The organism is Geothrix oryzisoli (genome assembly GCF_022808865.1).
Lineage (GTDB): Bacteria > Acidobacteriota > Holophagae > Holophagales > Holophagaceae > Geothrix > Geothrix oryzisoli.
In genome coordinates, this window is sequence record NZ_JAKZLB010000005.1 from 181,826 (window position 1) to 198,807 (window position 16,982).

At 68.8% G+C, this 16,982-nt stretch carries 15 protein-coding genes and 1 tRNA gene; 8 read left to right on the forward strand and 8 right to left on the reverse strand.

All coding sequences use genetic code 11. The features are described 5' to 3' along the window. Nucleotides 1-4 precede the first annotated feature (4 nt). The 4 genes from MLE43_RS14285 to MLE43_RS14300 are packed head-to-tail and all read right to left on the reverse strand — an operon-like array spanning nt 5 to nt 4,195. A complete protein-coding gene (locus MLE43_RS14285; RefSeq protein ID WP_243305220.1) occupies nt 5-1,363 on the reverse strand; it encodes a M20/M25/M40 family metallo-hydrolase in 1,359 nt (452 codons plus the stop codon). A gap of 29 nt (nt 1,364-1,392) precedes the next feature. Next, nucleotides 1,393-1,860 carry a nuclear transport factor 2 family protein gene (locus MLE43_RS14290; RefSeq protein WP_243305222.1) on the reverse strand — a complete coding sequence of 156 codons (468 nt, stop codon included), beginning with the start codon at nt 1,858-1,860 and terminating at the stop codon, nt 1,393-1,395. Nucleotides 1,861-1,886: 26 nt separating this feature from the next. Continuing rightward, a complete protein-coding gene (locus MLE43_RS14295) occupies nt 1,887-3,383 on the reverse strand; it encodes a hypothetical protein (RefSeq protein WP_243305223.1) in 1,497 nt (498 codons plus the stop codon). Continuing rightward, nucleotides 3,380-4,195: a response regulator gene (locus tag MLE43_RS14300; RefSeq protein WP_243305225.1), complete on the reverse strand. Its 816-nt coding sequence runs from the start codon at nt 4,193-4,195 to the stop codon at nt 3,380-3,382. Before MLE43_RS14300 ends, MLE43_RS14295 begins: the two co-directional genes overlap by 4 nt. A gap of 137 nt (nt 4,196-4,332) precedes the next feature. On the opposite strand from MLE43_RS14300, the gene lepA reads away from it, so the two are divergent. Next, entirely contained in the window at nt 4,333-6,150 is a 1,818-nt protein-coding gene (gene lepA / locus MLE43_RS14305; RefSeq protein WP_243305227.1) for a translation elongation factor 4, read from the forward strand. Here the strand turns inward: lepA and MLE43_RS14310 are convergent. After that, nucleotides 6,147-7,016 (reverse strand): cyclic di-GMP-binding domain-containing protein, MshE-related, encoded by an 870-nt coding sequence (locus MLE43_RS14310; RefSeq protein WP_243305230.1) that lies wholly within the window; start codon nt 7,014-7,016, stop codon nt 6,147-6,149. The genes lepA and MLE43_RS14310 overlap by 4 nt on opposite strands. A gap of 92 nt (nt 7,017-7,108) precedes the next feature. Between MLE43_RS14310 and MLE43_RS14315 the strand changes: the two genes are divergently transcribed. The 3 genes from MLE43_RS14315 to miaB all read left to right on the forward strand — a co-directional run bounded on the left by MLE43_RS14315 (nt 7,109) and on the right by miaB (nt 11,220). Continuing rightward, nucleotides 7,109-7,735, forward strand: coding sequence for a hypothetical protein (locus tag MLE43_RS14315; RefSeq protein WP_243305232.1), 627 nt, complete (start codon nt 7,109-7,111; stop codon nt 7,733-7,735). Further along, a complete protein-coding gene (locus MLE43_RS14320; RefSeq protein ID WP_243305233.1) occupies nt 7,735-9,768 on the forward strand; it encodes a TonB-dependent receptor in 2,034 nt (677 codons plus the stop codon). The genes MLE43_RS14315 and MLE43_RS14320 overlap by 1 nt, the downstream gene beginning before the upstream one ends. Nucleotides 9,769-9,915: 147 nt before the next feature. Continuing rightward, nucleotides 9,916-11,220, forward strand: a complete 1,305-nt coding sequence (miaB, locus tag MLE43_RS14325; protein WP_243305235.1) for a tRNA (N6-isopentenyl adenosine(37)-C2)-methylthiotransferase MiaB — start codon at nt 9,916-9,918, stop codon at nt 11,218-11,220. Between the two features lie 14 nt (nt 11,221-11,234). Here the strand turns inward: miaB and MLE43_RS14330 are convergent, their stop codons facing one another. Beyond that, nucleotides 11,235-12,107, reverse strand: coding sequence for an aldose 1-epimerase family protein (locus MLE43_RS14330; RefSeq protein WP_243305237.1), 873 nt, complete (start codon nt 12,105-12,107; stop codon nt 11,235-11,237). An 85-nt stretch (nt 12,108-12,192) separates the two neighbouring features. Between MLE43_RS14330 and MLE43_RS14335 the strand changes: the two genes are divergently transcribed. Then, nucleotides 12,193-12,735 carry a hypothetical protein gene (locus MLE43_RS14335; RefSeq protein ID WP_243305239.1) on the forward strand — a complete coding sequence of 181 codons (543 nt, stop codon included), beginning with the start codon at nt 12,193-12,195 and terminating at the stop codon, nt 12,733-12,735. Nucleotides 12,736-12,747: 12 nt separating this feature from the next. Here the strand turns inward: MLE43_RS14335 and MLE43_RS14340 are convergent. Then, a tRNA-Leu gene (locus tag MLE43_RS14340) sits at nt 12,748-12,833 on the reverse strand. A 47-nt stretch (nt 12,834-12,880) separates the two neighbouring features. Between MLE43_RS14340 and MLE43_RS14345 the strand changes: the two genes are divergently transcribed. The 3 genes from MLE43_RS14345 (at nt 12,881) to MLE43_RS14355 (ending at nt 15,979) form a co-directional block, all read left to right on the forward strand. Further along, nucleotides 12,881-13,210: a c-type cytochrome gene (locus tag MLE43_RS14345; protein ID WP_243305241.1), complete on the forward strand. Its 330-nt coding sequence runs from the start codon at nt 12,881-12,883 to the stop codon at nt 13,208-13,210. A 66-nt stretch (nt 13,211-13,276) separates the two neighbouring features. Continuing rightward, nucleotides 13,277-13,651 carry a c-type cytochrome gene (locus MLE43_RS14350; RefSeq protein WP_243305245.1) on the forward strand — a complete coding sequence of 125 codons (375 nt, stop codon included), beginning with the start codon at nt 13,277-13,279 and terminating at the stop codon, nt 13,649-13,651. Between the two features lie 9 nt (nt 13,652-13,660). Continuing rightward, complete coding sequence (locus tag MLE43_RS14355; protein ID WP_243305248.1) at nt 13,661-15,979, forward strand: ATP-dependent helicase; 2,319 nt, start codon at nt 13,661-13,663, stop codon at nt 15,977-15,979. Nucleotides 15,980-16,003: 24 nt separating this feature from the next. Here MLE43_RS14355 and MLE43_RS14360 read toward each other — a convergent pair whose 3' ends face one another. After that, nucleotides 16,004-16,921 carry a TIGR01777 family oxidoreductase gene (locus tag MLE43_RS14360; RefSeq protein WP_243305249.1) on the reverse strand — a complete coding sequence of 306 codons (918 nt, stop codon included), beginning with the start codon at nt 16,919-16,921 and terminating at the stop codon, nt 16,004-16,006. Between the last annotated feature and the right edge of the window lie 61 nt (nt 16,922-16,982).

Below are 16,982 nucleotides of genomic sequence, written 5' to 3' on the forward strand. Positions count from 1 at the left end.
GCCGCTACTGGAACTTCACGTCCGACTGCGCCAGCGCGAAGGCGAACGAGGCCAGGGCGGCGGCGTTGAAGGCGAGGTCGTCCTTGTCCACTTTGTCGAACGTGTCGGCCTGGGTGTGGTGGATGTCGAAGTAGTGGGTGGCGGCGTGGCCCACGCCGATGCCCGGAACGCCTTCGGCCACCATGGGGCTCACATCCGCACCGGATCCGCCGAGCCGCACATCGATGGACCCGAAGGGTTCGAGGCTCGAGGCCAGACCCTTCAACGAGGCCAGGGCGGCGGTCCTGGCCTCCGGCGTGGCCTTGCGGAGGTCGAGGCCGAAGGACTTGATGCGCTCGCTGCCGGAATCGGATTCGAACGCGGCCACGATGTTCCCCAGCTCGGCGCGGTGGGCATCCCGGTAGGCGAGGCCGCCGCGCAGGCCGTTCTCCTCATTGGTCCAGAGCACCACGCGGAGGGTGCGGCGGGGCTTCAGACCCAGAGCCTGGATGAGGCGTGCCGCCTCCAGGACGGTGACGGTGCCCGCGCCATCGTCCTGGGCGCCCTGGCCCACATCCCAGCTGTCCAGGTGGCCGCTGAGGATGACCACCTCCTCAGGTTTTTCCGTACCCCGGATCTCGCCCACCACGTTGGCCGAGGGGACATCGGGGAGCGTCTGCGCGCCCATCTCGAGGTGGACCCGCACCTGCTCGCCGCGATCCTGCATGCGCCGCATCTGGGTGGAGGCCTCCAGGGTCACCGAGGCGGTGGGGATCTTGGGGTAGGCGGGGTCGTAGCCCATGACGCCGGTGTGGGGCGTGTCCAGGCTCACGGGCCCCACGGAGCGCACCAGGGCGGCCACCGCGCCGTACTTCGCCGCCTTCGCCGCCCCGTCGTGGCGGTAGACCACCGTGTGGCCGTAGCCCTGGAAGGGCACGTCGAAGAGGACGATCTTCCCCTTCACGGCCCCGCCGAGCTTGTCGAGCTCGTCGAAGGAACCCACCACCACCACGTCGGCGGTGAGGCCGCCCTCGGGCGTGCCCACGCTGCCGCCCAGGCCCAGGATGTTCAGGCGATGGGGGGTGGGCAGGAGCATCTCGGCGGATTCCCGGCCGCGCACCCAGTGGGGCACCATGGCCGGCTCGAGGTGGACGTTGGCGAATCCGGCCGCCTTCATCCGCGCCTGCGCCCAGGCGATGGCCTGGTCCAGCTGCGGCGAGCCGCTGAGGCGAGGCCCGATGCGGTCGCAGAGCCAGGCGAGGTCCGTGTAGGCGCCGTGCGTGCGGAAGGCCTCGCTCCGCAGGCGCTCAGCGGGCTTCTGGGAGCCCTGGGCGCCGAGGGTGAGGGAAACCAGGAGGAGGGGAAGGCAGCGGAGAGGAGTCATGCCTCATCTTACTTGGCAATTCCCCTGATTCATGGCTTTTTTGCCAGGGCCTCGATCTGGGCCTTGACGGCCTTCATCAGGTCGTTGGGGATCGGCACGCTCAGGTTGTACTGCCGGATCCGCCAGCCGCCTGGCTCCCGGGTGAGCACCCCGGTGCCCCGGGCCGGGCCCAGGTTCGGCGTCTCCAGATCCTCGTCGAACCAGGCTGTCCGGCCGTCCCGCGCCAGGGTGATGGCCCGGCGCCTGGCTTTGAACGTCCAGGCCCGGCCGCGCTGGAAGATGGGATGGGCCCAGGCTTGGAACGAAGTCTTGGTCCAGCGCTCGGTCGGGTCCGTGCCCAGGAACACCGCGTCTTCTGCCAGCAGGCCGAAGTAGCGTCCCTCGTCCGCCTGCGCCGCCGCGAGGTGCCAGCCATCCAGCACAGCGGCGATGGCCTGCTCGGCCGGAGCCTGGGCGGCGAGGGTGAGGGTGGCGCAGAAAAGCAGGGCGGGGCGCATGGGGGGCTCCTGTCGACAGCCGGGTCTCAGCGGCGCCGGAGGCTGACCCGCACACGCAGGCGCCCGCTGGCGTCGGTCTCCAGGACCTCCCAGGACAGCGGCCCGCTGCGGCCCTTGGGGTTTTCGCCGGGACCCAGGTTGAAGGCGGCGTCATCCAGTTCCCAGCGCCGGCAGGGGAAGCGGGGCTTGGGTGGCTCGGGGCTGCCGGGATGGGCGTCCACCACGCGCACGGGGCCCCGCGGATCGCCAGCGCTCAACAGCGAAGGATCGATGGTGGCCACGATCAGGCCCTCGTAGCCGGGTCCGAAGCGGCCCCCCACGCGGCCCCGCTCGAAGCCCCAGGGCCGGCGCACTTCCAGGCTGAAGAAGCGGCCCTTCTTCCGGGGATCCGGCAGGGTCACCCACTGCGGATCGGCGCCCGGAGCGCGGGAGGCGGGTGCGATCCAGCCCTCCCAGGCGCGGCCCTTCACGGCATGGCGCGTCATCAGGGAACGGAAGTACCCCCGGTACCAGAGCTCGGACCGCACCCAGGCGGTGGGGTGGGAGGGGCTGTAGCCGGTGTCCTCCACCCAGGGGCCCTCTTCGGGGTGGGAGCGGTCCCAGCCGCGGTACTGGCCTGCGTCCATGAGGTCCCAGATGCCAGCCGTCAGGGGATCGTCGCAACCCAGGTAGAGGTCATCCACCCGGTGCTCGCCCATGGCATGGAAGGCTTCGTGGACGATGTTCCCGAGGGGGACCTCCTCGGTCATGAAGATCAGCGGCCACCGGCGGGCCCGGTTCCAGGGCAGGGGCAGCAGCAGGCTCACGGCCTTGAGGTCGGCGTCATCGGCGGTCAGCGACTGGGGCTTGCCGGGCGTGATGATCCAGAGGTGGTCCGGCTTGCCGTCGGGCCGGAGCGCGCCGGTGCGGTTGTCGATGCGGTCGCAGTCGCCAAGGTCCTCGCCCTGCAGGCGCTCCACCACCCATCCGGCCATGTCCATCTTGCGGGCATCGGTCCGCGGGGCAGGAAAATCGGCGCTCCGGAGCTTGAGGAAGCGGCCTTCGACGAGGGACACGACCCCCTTGCTCACTTCGTACAGGTAGTTGGCTGCGCTGGCCACGCCGGGCCGGCGGGAGAAGATCAGTTCCCGCAGGGCGCCGTCCGGCAGCTTGGAGGGCTCGTCGGTGAAGTCGAGGCGGACCAGGAAGACCGCTTCCTTCCGGTGTCGGGGCTCCGGGCTGAGGGTGATGTCGCCGCGCCATTCGGAGGCCGGCACCAGGTCGCGGCGCCAGCCGTCCTTCTCCACCGCCAGGACGGTGTCCTCCGGCGCCAGGTCCAGCTGGAAGCGCCCCTCCCCATCGGTCACGGCCAGCGGTGGATCCGCGGCAGGGGACACCCGGGGCTGCCGGTCGGGGTAGACACGGACACCTGCCAGGCCCCGGTGGCCATCCGTGACGCGGCCCTCCATGGCAGAGGCCGGCGAGGCGAGGGCGGCCAGGAGGCTGAGAGCCGCTCCAAAACCGCGGCTGGAACGACGCGTCATGCCTGCCCGACGAGTTTCTGCAGCTGGGCCAGCCGGGCCAGCAGGGCCAGGCGGCGGCGGGTCTCCGTCGCCACCAGCGGCTTCTCCAGCGCATCGGCCACGGGTTCGCGCAAGCGTGACCAGGTTTCCAGCTCACCGGGTTCATGCAGCAGGAGGATCGGCATGCTCTTCAGCTCTTCGGACTGGTGCAGGGTCACGACCAGGTTCTGGGCGCCGCCTTCAGAGAGGTCCGTGTCGAGCACCAGCAGGTCGGGGCGGTGGGCGAGGATCTGGGCCCGGGCCCGGCTTTCGCTCTGGGCCTCGAGGTACATCGCCTGGTCCTTGCCGAAGTGGTTCTGGACCTGGGTGAGCACCAGCGCGCTGGCGGAGGCCACCAGCACCTTGGGACGGGCCGTCGGCAGCGAGCCTGTGCGGAGCGACAGGGCCCGGATGCGGAGGTGGGTCTGCACGCGCACCTGGAGCAGCAGCGTGTTGGCAGGCTTGCGGATGAAATCGTCAGCGCCGGCGGCGTAGCTGCGGTCCTTGGCGTCCCGGCTCAGGGCCGTCAGCACCAGGATGGGGATGTCCGCCAAAGCGGGATCGGATTTGATGGCCTCGCAGGTCTTGAACCCATCCAGGGAGGGCATGACCACATCCATGATGAGCATGTCGGGGCGCGGGCCGCTGCCCTTGAGGCGTCCCAGGGCCTCTTCGCCGTTCGCCGCCACCATGAGGTGGTGCCCCAGCGGCTGGAGCTGCGCCTCCAACAGGCGTCGCTGCAGGGCATTGTCCTCCACCATCAGGATGGTCATGGGAGACGCGAACTGGGACAAGCGAACTCCTTAGCTCTCGTATATCGAGGGTATAGGCCTCATCGGCCCCGATCAACCACAGGATGAGCCCCGAGTAGGTAAAACCCCGCAGACAGCAAGGGTTTCCAACAGTACAATGACCAGTTCGAGGTTCCTCAGTGGCTCATCCCAGTCTCATCCGCAATTTCTCCATTGTCGCCCATATTGACCACGGCAAGTCCACGCTGGCGGACCGCCTGCTCGAGCTGACGAAGACCGTGGCGGGGCGGGACATGCAGGCCCAGATCCTCGACGACATGGATCTGGAGCGGGAGCGCGGCATCACCATCAAGGCCCACGCGGTGACCTTGAAATACCTGGCTCTGGACGGGAAGACCTACACCCTGAACCTCATCGACACTCCGGGGCACGTGGACTTCACCTACGAGGTGAGCCGGAGCCTGGCCGCCTGCGAGGGCGCCATCCTGGTGGTGGACTCCACCCAGGGCGTGGAGGCCCAGACCCTGGCCAACACCTACCTGGCCCTGGAGAACGGGCTGGAAGTGTTCCCGGTGCTGAACAAGACCGACCTGCCCAGCTCGGATCCCGAGCGTGTGCTGGAGCAGATCGACACGGTGATCGGCCTGGTGGACACGGCCCACGCCGTGAACGTGAGCGCCAAGACCGGGGCGAACTGCGACCAGGTGCTCGAGCAGATCGTGAAGTGCATCCCCGCGCCCCAGGGCGACCCGGATGCGCCGCTGCAGGCGCTGGTCTTCGACTGCTATTACGATGCCTACCGCGGCGTGGTGAACCTCATCCGCGTGGTGAACGGCACCCTGAAGGCCGGGGACCAGATCCGCTTCATGTCTACGGGCAGCGAGCATCGGGTGGATGAGATCGGCATCTTCGATCCCAAGATGGACAAGCAGGAATCGCTGTCCGTGGGGGAAGTGGGCTACCTGGTGGCCAACATCCGGCAGCTGGTGGACGTGAAGGTCGGCGACACGGTGACCCACGCCGTGACGCTCACGACGAAGCCCGCCACCGAGATGCTGAGGGGCTTCAAGGAGATCCAGCCCGTGGTCTTCGCGGGCATCTTCCCCACCTCCAGCGACGACTTCGAGAACCTGCGCAACGCCATGGACAAGCTGCGCCTCAACGACAGCAGCTTCACCTACGAGCCCGAGACCTCCACGGCGCTGGGGTTCGGCTTCCGCTGCGGCTTCCTCGGCCTGCTCCACATGGAGATCGTCCAGGAGCGCCTGGAGCGCGAGTTCGACCTGGACCTGATCACCACGGCCCCCAGCGTGCGCTACCACGTGCACCTGACCGACGGCACCGAGACGGCCGTGGACAACCCCTCGAAACTGCCACCCCTCCAGAAGATCGCCAAGATCGAGGAGCCCATCATCGAGGCCACGATCCTCACCCGCACGGATTTCGTGGGTGGGCTGATCAAGCTCTGCGAGGAGCGCCGCGGCCTCCAGCAGAAGCTCGAATACGTGAGCCAGGACCGCGTGATGCTGGTCTACGAACTACCCCTGAACGAAGTGGTGATGGACTTCTACGACAAGCTCAAATCCGTCTCCAAGGGCTACGCCAGCTTCGACTACCACATGAAGCACTACACCGAGTCCGACCTGGTGAAGATGGACATCCTGGTGAACAGCGAGGCGGTGGACGCCCTCTCCATCCTGGTGCACCGCAGCAAGAGCCAGACGCTGGGGCTCGCCCTCTGCCAGCGGATGAAGGAAGTCATCCCCCAGCAGATGTTCGATGTGGCCGTGCAGGCCGCCATCGGCAGCAAGATCATCGCCCGCACCAATGTGAAGGCCCGCCGCAAGGACGTGCTCGCCAAGTGCTACGGCGGCGACGTCAGCCGCAAGAAGAAACTCCTCAACAAGCAGAAAGAGGGCAAGAAGCGGATGAAGGCCATCGGCAACGTGGAGATCCCCCAGGAGGCCTTCCTGGCGATCCTGAAGGTTGAAGGTTAATCACCTTTATCGCCGTTCTTGATCTCTCCGGATTCGACGAGGTTGACGAGCAGGCGCGGAAGCTCGTCCTGGCCGAGGATCCCCCGGCGCTGGAAGAGGCGGATCAGGCCCAGGACCAGCGTGCGGGTCTGGTAGGACTCCAGAGGGGGCACCGACTCGCGGAGGGTGCGGCCCGGAATGAGGTCGGGGGACACCGTCGGACGCGGGGCCTCGGTCGGTTCGAAGAACTGGAAGGGGTCGAGATTCGTGGGTTCCTGGTGCGGCGCGCCCAGGTGGCCGAAGAACGGATCCGGCGGAAAGGCTGGGTCCGTCGCGGCCGCGGCGGGCATGGGCAGGGGGGTGAGTCGGAAATTGACCGGAAGGGCCTCGCCTTCCTCATGGTCCGCGCCCACGTCCACCGTGAGGGGGGCTCCGGGGATGGGCGCGTCCAGGGCGCGATAGAGGTCCCCGATGGCTTTCCTCAGGGCGCTGTGGGAAGCCACCACGGGCTGGATGTGCAGGCCCGAGGCGAATCGGGCGCTGTCCACGGCGTTCAGGTCCGAGGGATCGGACATGGCCAGCACCAGCGATTTGGGCTCCTTGATGGAGATCGGCAACACGGTGAACTGGTCCGCCAGGCGATAGGGCACCAGCTTCAGCACCTCGGGGGGCACCTCCAGGTTGCGGACATCCATCTGGGGCACACCCGCCTGGTGGCTGAGGAAGTCCATGAGGACCTCCTCGGTGATGTACCCGAGGGCCACGAGATTGCTCCCCAGGCGCCCCCGGGCGATCTTCTGGTGGGTGATGGCGGATTGAAGCTGCGCCGGCGTGATGAGGCCGGATTCCACGAGCAGTTCGCCCAGCCGCTTGATCGGTTGTTGCATGTGGGGTTCCTGGGGGTCCGGTCTTCCGGTACTGCACAGAGGGTGGCCCCCAAGGTAACGTCATTCAAGGCTTTTGTGGGCCGGGAGGGGGCATGGATTCCGAGGGACTCTGGCGCGCGGCCTTGCACGATTTCAACAATCTGGTGACGGGGCTCCAGGGTGTGGCCGATCTGGGTGACCCGGATCAGCCCTTCGATCCGCACAACCACGCCCGGCTGGAGACGCTCGTCGAGGAAGGCAAGACCCTCCTGGCCATGGCCCGGGCCATGGCGCTCGGTCGCATTCCCGATTCCGAGCCGATGCCGTGGACGGACTGGGAGGCGGGCGTGCGAACCCGCCTCGATGCCACCGGCAGTCTCTTCCACTGCCCGGTCGATCTGGTGAACACCGGAAACGCAGGGTCGTCCTGGCCGGGGCCCCTGCTCCAGGACTGGGTCGTGGCCTTCACCCGGCAGATCCTCCCCTGGGCCGCGCCCGGGCCCCTGCGCCTGGAGGCGGAGGCCGGCCCCGAGGCCTGGGGCCTGCGCTGGATCACGGATGCCGCCCTGCCGCTCGCGCTGGAAGCGGAACCTCCCCCGGACGCACCGCGAAGCCTGGCTGGGCTCTGGCTGCGGGGCATGGCCAGCCACCTGGGCTTGACGGTTGAACCCGCCTCCGGCTGCCTCCAGGTCCGCCTGCCGCGACGAAACCCCGAATCCACGCTGCCTAAGGAATCCTGATGTTCCAGACACCCCCTCCCGTTCCACCGGCTGCCGTGGTGGAGGTCACCGCCACGCGCTTTCCGGAAGATCCGGCCAAGGTGCCCGCCTCCATCACCGTGCTCACCGCCAGGGACCTGGCGGAGCGGGGCGCCACGGATCTGGGGAGCGCCCTGGCCCTGCTGGCGGGCGTCTCCATCGCCCCGGGCGGGGATGGCGGACCGGCCGGTTCCGTGCCCGAGTTCTGGGGCCTGAAGGAGTTCGACGCCTTCCTGCTCGTGGTGGATGGCGTGCCCTGGGGCGGCGCCTTCAACCCGGCCCTCTCCACCCTGAGCCTCGAAGGGGTGGAGCGCATCGAGATCCAGCGGGGCTCGGCTCCGGTGCTGTACGGCGCCACGTCCTTCGTCGGTGTCATCCACGTCATCCGGGGCCTGCCCCCGGAGGGAAGGGGCACCGCCCGCCTCTCCGCGGGCAGCCACGGGACCTTCGGCGGCGCCGTCTCGCTCCGCCTTCCCGCGAGGGCCGGCACGGAGGCCATGCTGACCGTGGATCACGACAGCCAGGGGTTCGAGGATGCACGGACCGGCTTCAAGCGCACGCACCTCCTCTGGCGCAACCGGATCCAGGCCCTGGACGGGGTGGTCCGTTTCGACCTTGAGGGCACGGCTGCAGACCAGCAGCCCGCAAGCCCCTTCCCCCGCGTGGGGCGGACGTTGACGGACCAGGTGCCCCTCAATGCCAACCACAATCCCGCCGGTGCCTACCTCAATGACCGGCGCGCCACCTTCACCACGGGGTACGAACGGACCTTGGCATCCGCCACCCTCTGGTCCACCACCCTGTCCGTGTCCCGGGCCCGGCAGGATGCCTTCCGCGGCTTCCTCACGGACGTGGGCACCACGGCTCCCAACGCCCACGGGTTCCGGGAGCGCATCGACCTCACGGATGTCTATCTCGATTCCCACCTCACCTGGCTGCGCGGCGACGGCCTCAAGCTGGTGGCGGGCCTGGATCACCTGCATGGTCAGGGCCGCGGCCGTGGCGGGGACTTCGACTACCTCGTGAACCTGGATGGGTCCGGCGCTCCCGGGGCCGCCGACCTCCCCAGCCAGGCGGACATCCGCATCGACGATCGCCGGGATTTCTCGGGCTTCTACGCCCTCGCCCAGTGGCAGGTGGCGCCGCGCCTGATCGTCGAGGCGGGCCTGCGCCTTACCCGGGCGGAGGAGACCCGCCGCACGGCCACGCTGGATTTCGCCAGCGGCACCGAGGAGGGCGGCTCGGACGCCCGGACCACCACGCGGCTGGGCGGCAGCGCCGGGGCCACCTGGACCGCCTGGCGGCGCGGCGAGGATCGCGTGAACCTCTTCGCCGGCGTGCGCAGCACCTTCAAGCCCGCGGCCATGGACTTCGGCCTGGACAGCGGCTCTCTGATCCTGAAGCCCGAGACCGCCACCAGCTACGACCTCGGCCTCAAGGCGGATCTCGTGGACCGCAAGCTCGCCCTGGAGGTCAGCACCTTCCTCATGGATTTCGAGGACCTGGTCGTGCCCCAGTCCGCAGCCGGCGCGCCGGTCCTCGTGAACGCCGGCACCGAGCGGTTCCAGGGTGTGGAGGCCAGTGCCATCTGGCGCCTCACGCACGATCTGGCCGCCCGCCTCGCCTACAGCTACCACGACGCCCGCTTCCGCGACTACGCCAAGGATTTCGGCGACGGCACCCTGACACAGCTCGCCGGCAAGCGCCTGGAGATGTCGCCCTACCACCTGGGCGGCCTAGGCCTCACCTATGCGCCAGCCCAGGGCTTCACCGCCTCGGCGGAGATGGCCTATGTGGGGGCCGTATTCCTCAATCAGCGCAACACGGCTCCCGCCGGGGGTTATGCCACTTTCGCCACCAGTCTGGGCTGGCGGGAGAGGACCTGGGAGCTCCGGCTGGAGGGCCGTAACCTCACCGACTGCCGCAAGCCCGTGGCCGAGAGCGAGCTGGGGGATGCCCAGTACTACCTCCTCCCCGGCCGTCAGGTGAGCGTCACGGCGCGCTACCGGTTCTGAGGCGTCGGAGGCCGGAAAAGCCTGGCCAGGATGAAAACCAGGACTGACAGGATTCATCTCCTTGGCTTGAATCCCGTTAATCCAAAGAAATCCTGTTCATCCTGTCCCAGCCTTTTTCTCAGTACACTCAAAGGTTTGGGCGGTGCGATGAAGTTCCACATCCAGACCTGGGGCTGCCAGATGAACGACCACGACGGCGAGAAGCTGTCGGGGCTGCTGTCGGCCGAGGGTTTTGAAGCGGTGGATTCGGCGGAGGAGGCCGAGCTGGTGCTGCTCAACACCTGCTCCATCCGCGAGAAGGCCGTGCACAAGGTCTACTCGGAGTTGGGCCGCCTGCGAGAGGAGAAGCAGCGGCGCCCCCTGCTGGTGGGGGTCACGGGCTGCCTGGCCCAGCAGGAGCAGGCGGCTCTGTTCAAGCGGGCGCCCCACCTCGACTTCGTGCTGGGCACCATGGCCCTGAAGCAGCTGCCGCGGCTGGTGGCCGAGGCCCAGGCCGGCAGGGCCCGGGTCATGGACACCGGCGAGTACCCGGACAACCACCTGTTCCCGCCCGCCGTCACCCGCCGGCGCGACACGGCCAAAGCCCTGGTCACCATCACCGAGGGCTGCAACCACGCCTGCACCTACTGCATCGTGCCCACCACCCGCGGGGCCGAGCGGCACCGGCCATACGAGGATGTCCTGGGCGAAGTCCGGGGCCTGGTGGAACGCGGCTACCGCGAGGTGGAGCTGCTGGGCCAGAACGTGAACAGCTATGCGGGCGGCTGCACCTTCGCGGAGCTGCTGGAGCGCGTGTCCGAGGTGGAGGGCCTGGAGTGGATCCGCTTCACCACCAGCCACCCCATGAACTTCACGAAGGAGCTGGCGCGGGTGCTGGTCACGAACCCCAAGGTGGCGCCCTTCCTCCACCTGCCCCTGCAGAGCGGCAGCGACCGGGTGCTGAAGCGCATGCTGCGCGAATACACCGTGGCCGAATACCTGGAGCGCCTGGCCTACCTGGGCGAGGGCCGTGCGCGGATGGCCCTCAGCACGGACTTCATCGTGGGGTTCCCCGGTGAGACCGACGGGGACTTCGAGGACACGATGCGCGTGCTGGGCGAAGTCGCCTTCGACGGCTCCTTCAGCTTCATCTATTCGCCCCGGCCCGGCACGCCGTCGCTGCGGCTCAAGGACGACCTGCCCATGGCCGTGAAGTCCGAGCGGCTGACCCGGCTCCAGCAGCGCCAGACCGAGCTCACGCGAGCCAGCAACGAACGGTTCCTGGGGCGGGAGATCCCGGTTCGGATCGAAACGCATGGGCCCACCGAGCACGGCTGGTGGCTGGCCCGCAGCGGCGAGTGGAAGACCGTGCACCTGACCGCCGGACCCGGCCGCGAGCTGCCCTTCGGCGGGCTGGTGCTGGCGAAGGTCACCCAGGCGAGCCCCCATTTTCTGGGGGCGGAGCTGGTTTAGAAAGCTGTCGGATATCAGCTATCGGCCGTCAGCGTGAGGTTCCAGCGGCGGGTGGCGCCGGGGGGGAGCAGGAAACCTCCGGGCTTGGTCGCGAAGTCCCCGTCCCAGCCTTCGGGGTCGGCGTGGCCCTCCCAGGGTTCGAGGCAGAGAAAGGCGGGGCCCGGATCCGACTTGGCCCAGATCCCGAGGTGGGGGAAGCCCTCCCAGCGCAGGGTGAAGGCCGACCCGCCTTCCGCTTCGAACCGCAGGCTCCGGCTTCGCGGCTCGAGGAAGATCAGGGCATCCTCACTGAACAAGGTCTCGCGGAGCGGCAGCACGGTTCTCTGGATGGGCGTGGGATGCGGCTCAGGGCCCAGCAGACCGGCGGGCGTCAGGCGCCGGAGAGGGCCGGGCTCATCGACCTCGAAGACGAGCCGGTGCGCCGCCTTGGGGAGGTCCGGCACCAGGGGCCACCGGAACGCCGGATGCAGGCCCAGGCTGGCGGGCAGGGGCGCCGTGCCGGGATTCCGCAGGGCGAGATCCATGCGCAGGGAGGTCGCGTTCAGGGTGTAGGCCACTCGCAGCACGAAGGGAAAGGGATAGCTGGCACGGCTGGCGGCATCGTCGCGCAGCTCGGCGGTGCAGGTGGTGGCCGTCGCCTCGAGCAGGGAGAAGTCCCGGTCCCGGGCGAACCCGTGCCGGGGCATCGGGAAGGCCGCGCCGTCGTACCGCAGTGTGTCGTCCTTCAGGCGGCCCACGATGGGGAAGAGCAGGGGGGCGTGCCGGGGCCAGAGCGGGCCCGCAGTCCAGAGGAGGTCCCGCCCGCCCAGACGCAGGGACTGGAGCTCGGCGCCCGTGGCGGCGATGAGGGCCTCGGCCTCACCGGTGTGCAGTCGATGGATGTCCATGCCTGAGATTATGGCCCTCGTGCGGGATGGCCGCCGTCATGGTAGATTGCCCGCCTAGCCTGCCGTTTTCCTCCGGGAGCCAGCCATGCCATTCAAGGCGGACGTCATCGCGACGACCCTCCATGCGCCCCTCGCGAACGTGGAGCAGAACTGGCCGCTGGTGGTGGAGGCGCTGGCCGCCCTCAAGATCCAGGATCCGGCCACGGAGGTGGCCGCCATTGCGACCATCGGGGCGGAGAGCTATCTCTTCGCGCCGGAGCGGGAACAGGGCAGCGAGGCCTATTTCCGGCGCATGTACGAGTTCAAGCGCGCCCTGGGCAACACGGAACCCGGCGACGGCGCCAGGTACTGCGGCCGGGGCTTCATCCCGGTGCTCGGTCGGGCCGAGTACGCCCGTTTCGGCAAGCTGGTCGGCGTGGAGCTGGTGGAGGACCCGGACCGCGCGCTGGAGCCGGCCCTGGCCGCCCGCATCCTGGCCTACGACTTCATGCTCAAGGAAGTGCCCAAGGCCGCCGGCGAGGGCGACTGGGTGAAGGTCCACCGCCTGGTCCGCGGTGATCTCTCGGGCTGGAAGCGGTTCAACGGGATCCTCATCCCCCTGCTGAAGCTGCTGTCCGAGCAGGGGTGAGCCTCCAGCTGTTGGTGCGCCCGACCAGACTCGAACTGGTACTCCGTTTCCGGAAGCGGATTTTAAGTCCGCGGCGTCTGCCATTCCGCCACGGGCGCGCCGCTCCAGCCTAACGGCGCTTCGCCGCCCGTGGTAGCGTCGAGCCATGAGGACCCGTTCCGCTGCGCTGCTGCTGGCGATCCTGCCCGCCACCCTGTCCGCCCAGGTGCGGGACCTGCGGGCGTTCTACCGGGAGCGCTGTGCCGTCTGCCACGGGGCCGACGGTTCCGGCCATGGGCCGGGGGGCGCCAGGCTGGGGGGACGGAACCTCGCGGATAGCCGCTGGCGGACCCACCAAGAGGAAGGGGCCCTGGTGGCCTCGATCCTCAAGGGCCGGGGCGCCATGCCGGGGTTCGCCCGGCAGCTCACGGAACCCGAGGCCAGGCGACTGCTGACGGAGGTGATCGGCCCCCTGGCCCACAGGAAAACCCGCTGATTCCCCTTGCACGCAGGGCCATCGGGCCCATCCTGGGCGGGTGTTTCAACATCCATCGAGGTGGCCATGCGGATCCTCCTGACGCTTTCCTCCCTCCTGCTGGTCACCAGCCTGGGGGCCCAAGCTCCCGCGAAGTCGGTCGATGAGCTGCGGACCTTCTTTTCCCAGAATTGCGTGAAGTGCCACGGTCCCGACGGGTCCGCCCACAGCGCCGAAGGGAAGAAACTGGGCGGGTTCGATTTCACGGACTCCCCGAAGGCCGCCAAGGAGACGGACGCCGACATGGAGAAGACCATCCGCAAGGGGATCTTCTTCGGCCTGGTCATGCCCTCCTTCAAGGACCGCCTCACCGAGGCCGACGCGGCACTCCTGGTGAAAGAAGTGCTCCGGAAGGCCGAGAAGGGCAAAGCCATCGCGCCGAAGCAGGAGGCGGGCCGATAGGATGAAGGGATGCCCGGCGCCGCTCCCGATCCTTCCACCCACCCCCTGCTCCGCAACCTGAACGCCCCCCAGCGGGAGGCCGTCTGCCACGCCCATGGGCCCCTGCTCATCCTGGCGGGCGCCGGGTCGGGCAAGACCACGGTGATCACGCGCCGGATCGCCTGGCTCATCGAGGAGGAGGGCGTCCATCCGGGCTCCATCCTGGCCATGACCTTCACGAACAAGGCGGCCGAGGAGATGCGGGAGCGCGTGCAGCGGCTGGTGTCCGTGCCCGCCGCGCAGATGTGGGTGAGCACCTTCCACAGCTTCTGCACGCGCATCCTCCGCCGCGAGGGCGAGCGCACGCCCGTGGGCCGGGACTTCGTCATCTTCGATCCCTCGGACCAGAAGAGCCTCATGAAGCAGGTGCTGGCGGAATTGAAGCTCCCGGAGAAGCAGTTCCATCCGAAGAAGGTTCTGGAACTCATCAGCGACTTCAAGAACCGCTGCCTGCTGCCGGAGGAGGCCCGGGAGGAGGCCCTGGACCCCTGGACCCGCAAGGTGCTGGACGCCTATGACCTCTATCAGAAAGGCCTGAAGAACCACCGCGCCTGCGACTTCGATGACCTGCTGCTCTGGACCGAGCGCCTGTTCCGCGACCCGGTGATGCAGGCAGCTTACGGTGAGCGCTTCAAGTTCATCCTCGTGGACGAGTACCAGGACACCAACCGCGCCCAGTACCTGCTGGTGCAGCACCTGGCGCGGCGCCACCACAACCTGTGCGTGGTGGGTGACGAAGACCAGTCGATCTACGGGTGGAGAGGCGCGGACATCCGCAACATCCTGGACTTCCAGCAGGACTTCCCCGAAGCCGTGCGCATCGAGCTGCTGCAGAACTACCGCTCGACGAAGAAGATCCTGGACGCGGCCTCGGAGGTGATCGCCAACAACTCCCAGCGCGTGGAGGGCAAGGGTGCCCTGAAGACCGATCTGGGCGATGGCGAGACCATCACCTTCAAGCTGGCCGACGAGGGGCGCCTGGAGGCGGAGTGGGTGGTGCAGCGCATCCAGGAGCTGCGGTACCGGGAACCCGAGGCCAAGGTGGCCGTGCTCTACCGCGCCAACTGGCAGTCCCGGCAGATGGAAGAGGCCCTGCGGGCCCAGAACCTGCCCTACCGGCTGGTGGGGGGCGTGAAGTTCTACGAGCGCCAGGAAGTGAAGGACCTCATCTCCTACTTGCGGCTCATCTCGAACCCCTTCGACCTGGTGAGCTTCCGCCGCTGCGTGAACGCGCCCACCCGGGGCGTGGGGCCCACCACGCTGGGGAAGATCGAGGGCGCCATCCCCGAGGGTGGCACGCCACTGGAAGGCCTGGCCTTGCTGCTGCGGTCCGGCGAGTTGAAGGGCCGCGCCCAGCGCGAGATGGGCAAGTTCCTGGAGCTCTTCCACCGGGCCGCCCCCGAGCGCGAGGCCCAGGGCCTGGCGGGCCTGGTGAAGTGGGTGCTCCAGGAGAGCGGCTACCTCCAGAGTCTGGAGGACGAGGCCACCCTGGAGGCCGAGGGCCGCATCCGCAACCTGGAGGAGTTCCTCAGCGCCGCGGCTGAATCCGAGTCCCTGGGCCTGCGCCTGTCGGAGTTCCTGGACCGCATCACGCTGGCGGCGGACGCCGACCAGATCGAGGACTCTGCCCAGCTCAGCCTCATGACGATCCACTGCGCCAAGGGCCTGGAGTTCCCGTTCGTGTTCGTCATCGGCATGGAGGAGGATGTCTTCCCCAACCGCAATGCCCGGGAGACGCCCGAGGGCCTGGAGGAGGAGCGCCGCCTTTTCTACGTGGCCATCACCCGCGCCCAGCGCCGCCTCACGCTGAGTGCGGCGCGGCGGCGGCGCATCATGGGCACCGAGATGCTTTCGATGCCCAGCCGCTTCCTGCGAGAACTCCCCGCGGAGGCTCTGACGGCGCCCATCCGGTGGGGGACGGAGATCTACCAGTCCGGAGAGGGAGTACGGCCCGGCAGCTCCTTCACCCGGAGCGCCGGCGGCGGGTCCGTGGCCACCGAGCTCCAGCGCATCCGCAGCTTCTTCGACCGGGTCAAAGAGGTGCCGGTTCCGTCGGGCGAACCCGAGGGCGGCAGGTTCTCCGAACCTGTCGAAGCCAAAGATCCGGCTGCGTTTGAAACTGGCACCCGGGTGAGGAGCGCCCGGTTTGGCGCGGGCACGGTGCTGGCTTCCTCGGGCCGGGGCGAGGGCCTGACCTACACCATCCGCTTCGACCAGGGCGGCGATCGGCGCATCATGGCCCGGTTCGGCGGCCTCGAGCGCCTCGGACAGCCGACAGCTGATAGCTGATAGCTGATAGCTGACAGCTGACAGCTAAATCAGATCCTCCAGGGCCGAAGCGGCGGTGGGGAACTGGTACCCGAACCCCAGAGCCTGGGCGTGGGTCGGGAGCACGAAGGCGCCCTGGAGCAGCAGGCTCGTGGCCATCTCGCCCAGCATCACCCTGGTGGCGGCGGCAGTGACGGCGCCTGGCACCGGGAACAGGGGACGGCGGAAGCGGCGGGCCAGCAGTTCGGTGAAGGCCTCGTTGCTGACGGGTTCCGGCGCCGTGCCGTTGAAGGGGCCTTCCCAGGCCGGATTGCGGGCCGCCTCCAGGAACATGGCCACGAGGTCATCCAGGTGGATCCAGCTGAGCCCCTGCTGGCCCGATCCGAGCTTGCAGCCCAAGTAGAACCGCACCGGCAGCGCCATCTTCGGCAGGGCACCCTCCCCCCGGGCCAGCACCACACCGATGCGGATGCGGGCGACGCGGACGCCGATGTCCGATGCCGCCATGGCCTCCGCCTCCCAGGCCTGGCACACCTCGGCCAGGAAGCCCGCTCCGGGTGCGGCGCCTTCGTCCACGGGGGCCCCATCCCTCGGAACGTAGTAGCCGATGGCGGAGGCGTTCACCAGGGCCGTGGGGGGCTTCTGGCAGTCCCGCATGCCCTCCACGAGGCGGCGGGTGGCGAGAACCCGGCTCTCCCGGATGGCTGCCTTGCGTCCGGTCGTCCAGCGCTGGTCGGCGATCCCCTCGCCGGCCAGGTTGATGACCGCGGCGGCGCCGTCCAGCACGGCGGGCAGATCCTCCCAGGCATGGGCGGTGGCGCCCTCCGGCAGGAGGGTCTGGGATGGGCGGCGCGTCAGCACCGTCACCCGCGCACCCGAATCCACCAGCGCCCGCACCAGGGGGCGGCCCACCAGGCCGGTGCCTCCGGCGACCACCACCTGCCTGGGTCTGGATCCGTCCAAGCTGCCTCCGTCCGTCCCGTCCATTATCGGCCGGAGCCCTGGGGAGGATGAGCCGGGACTT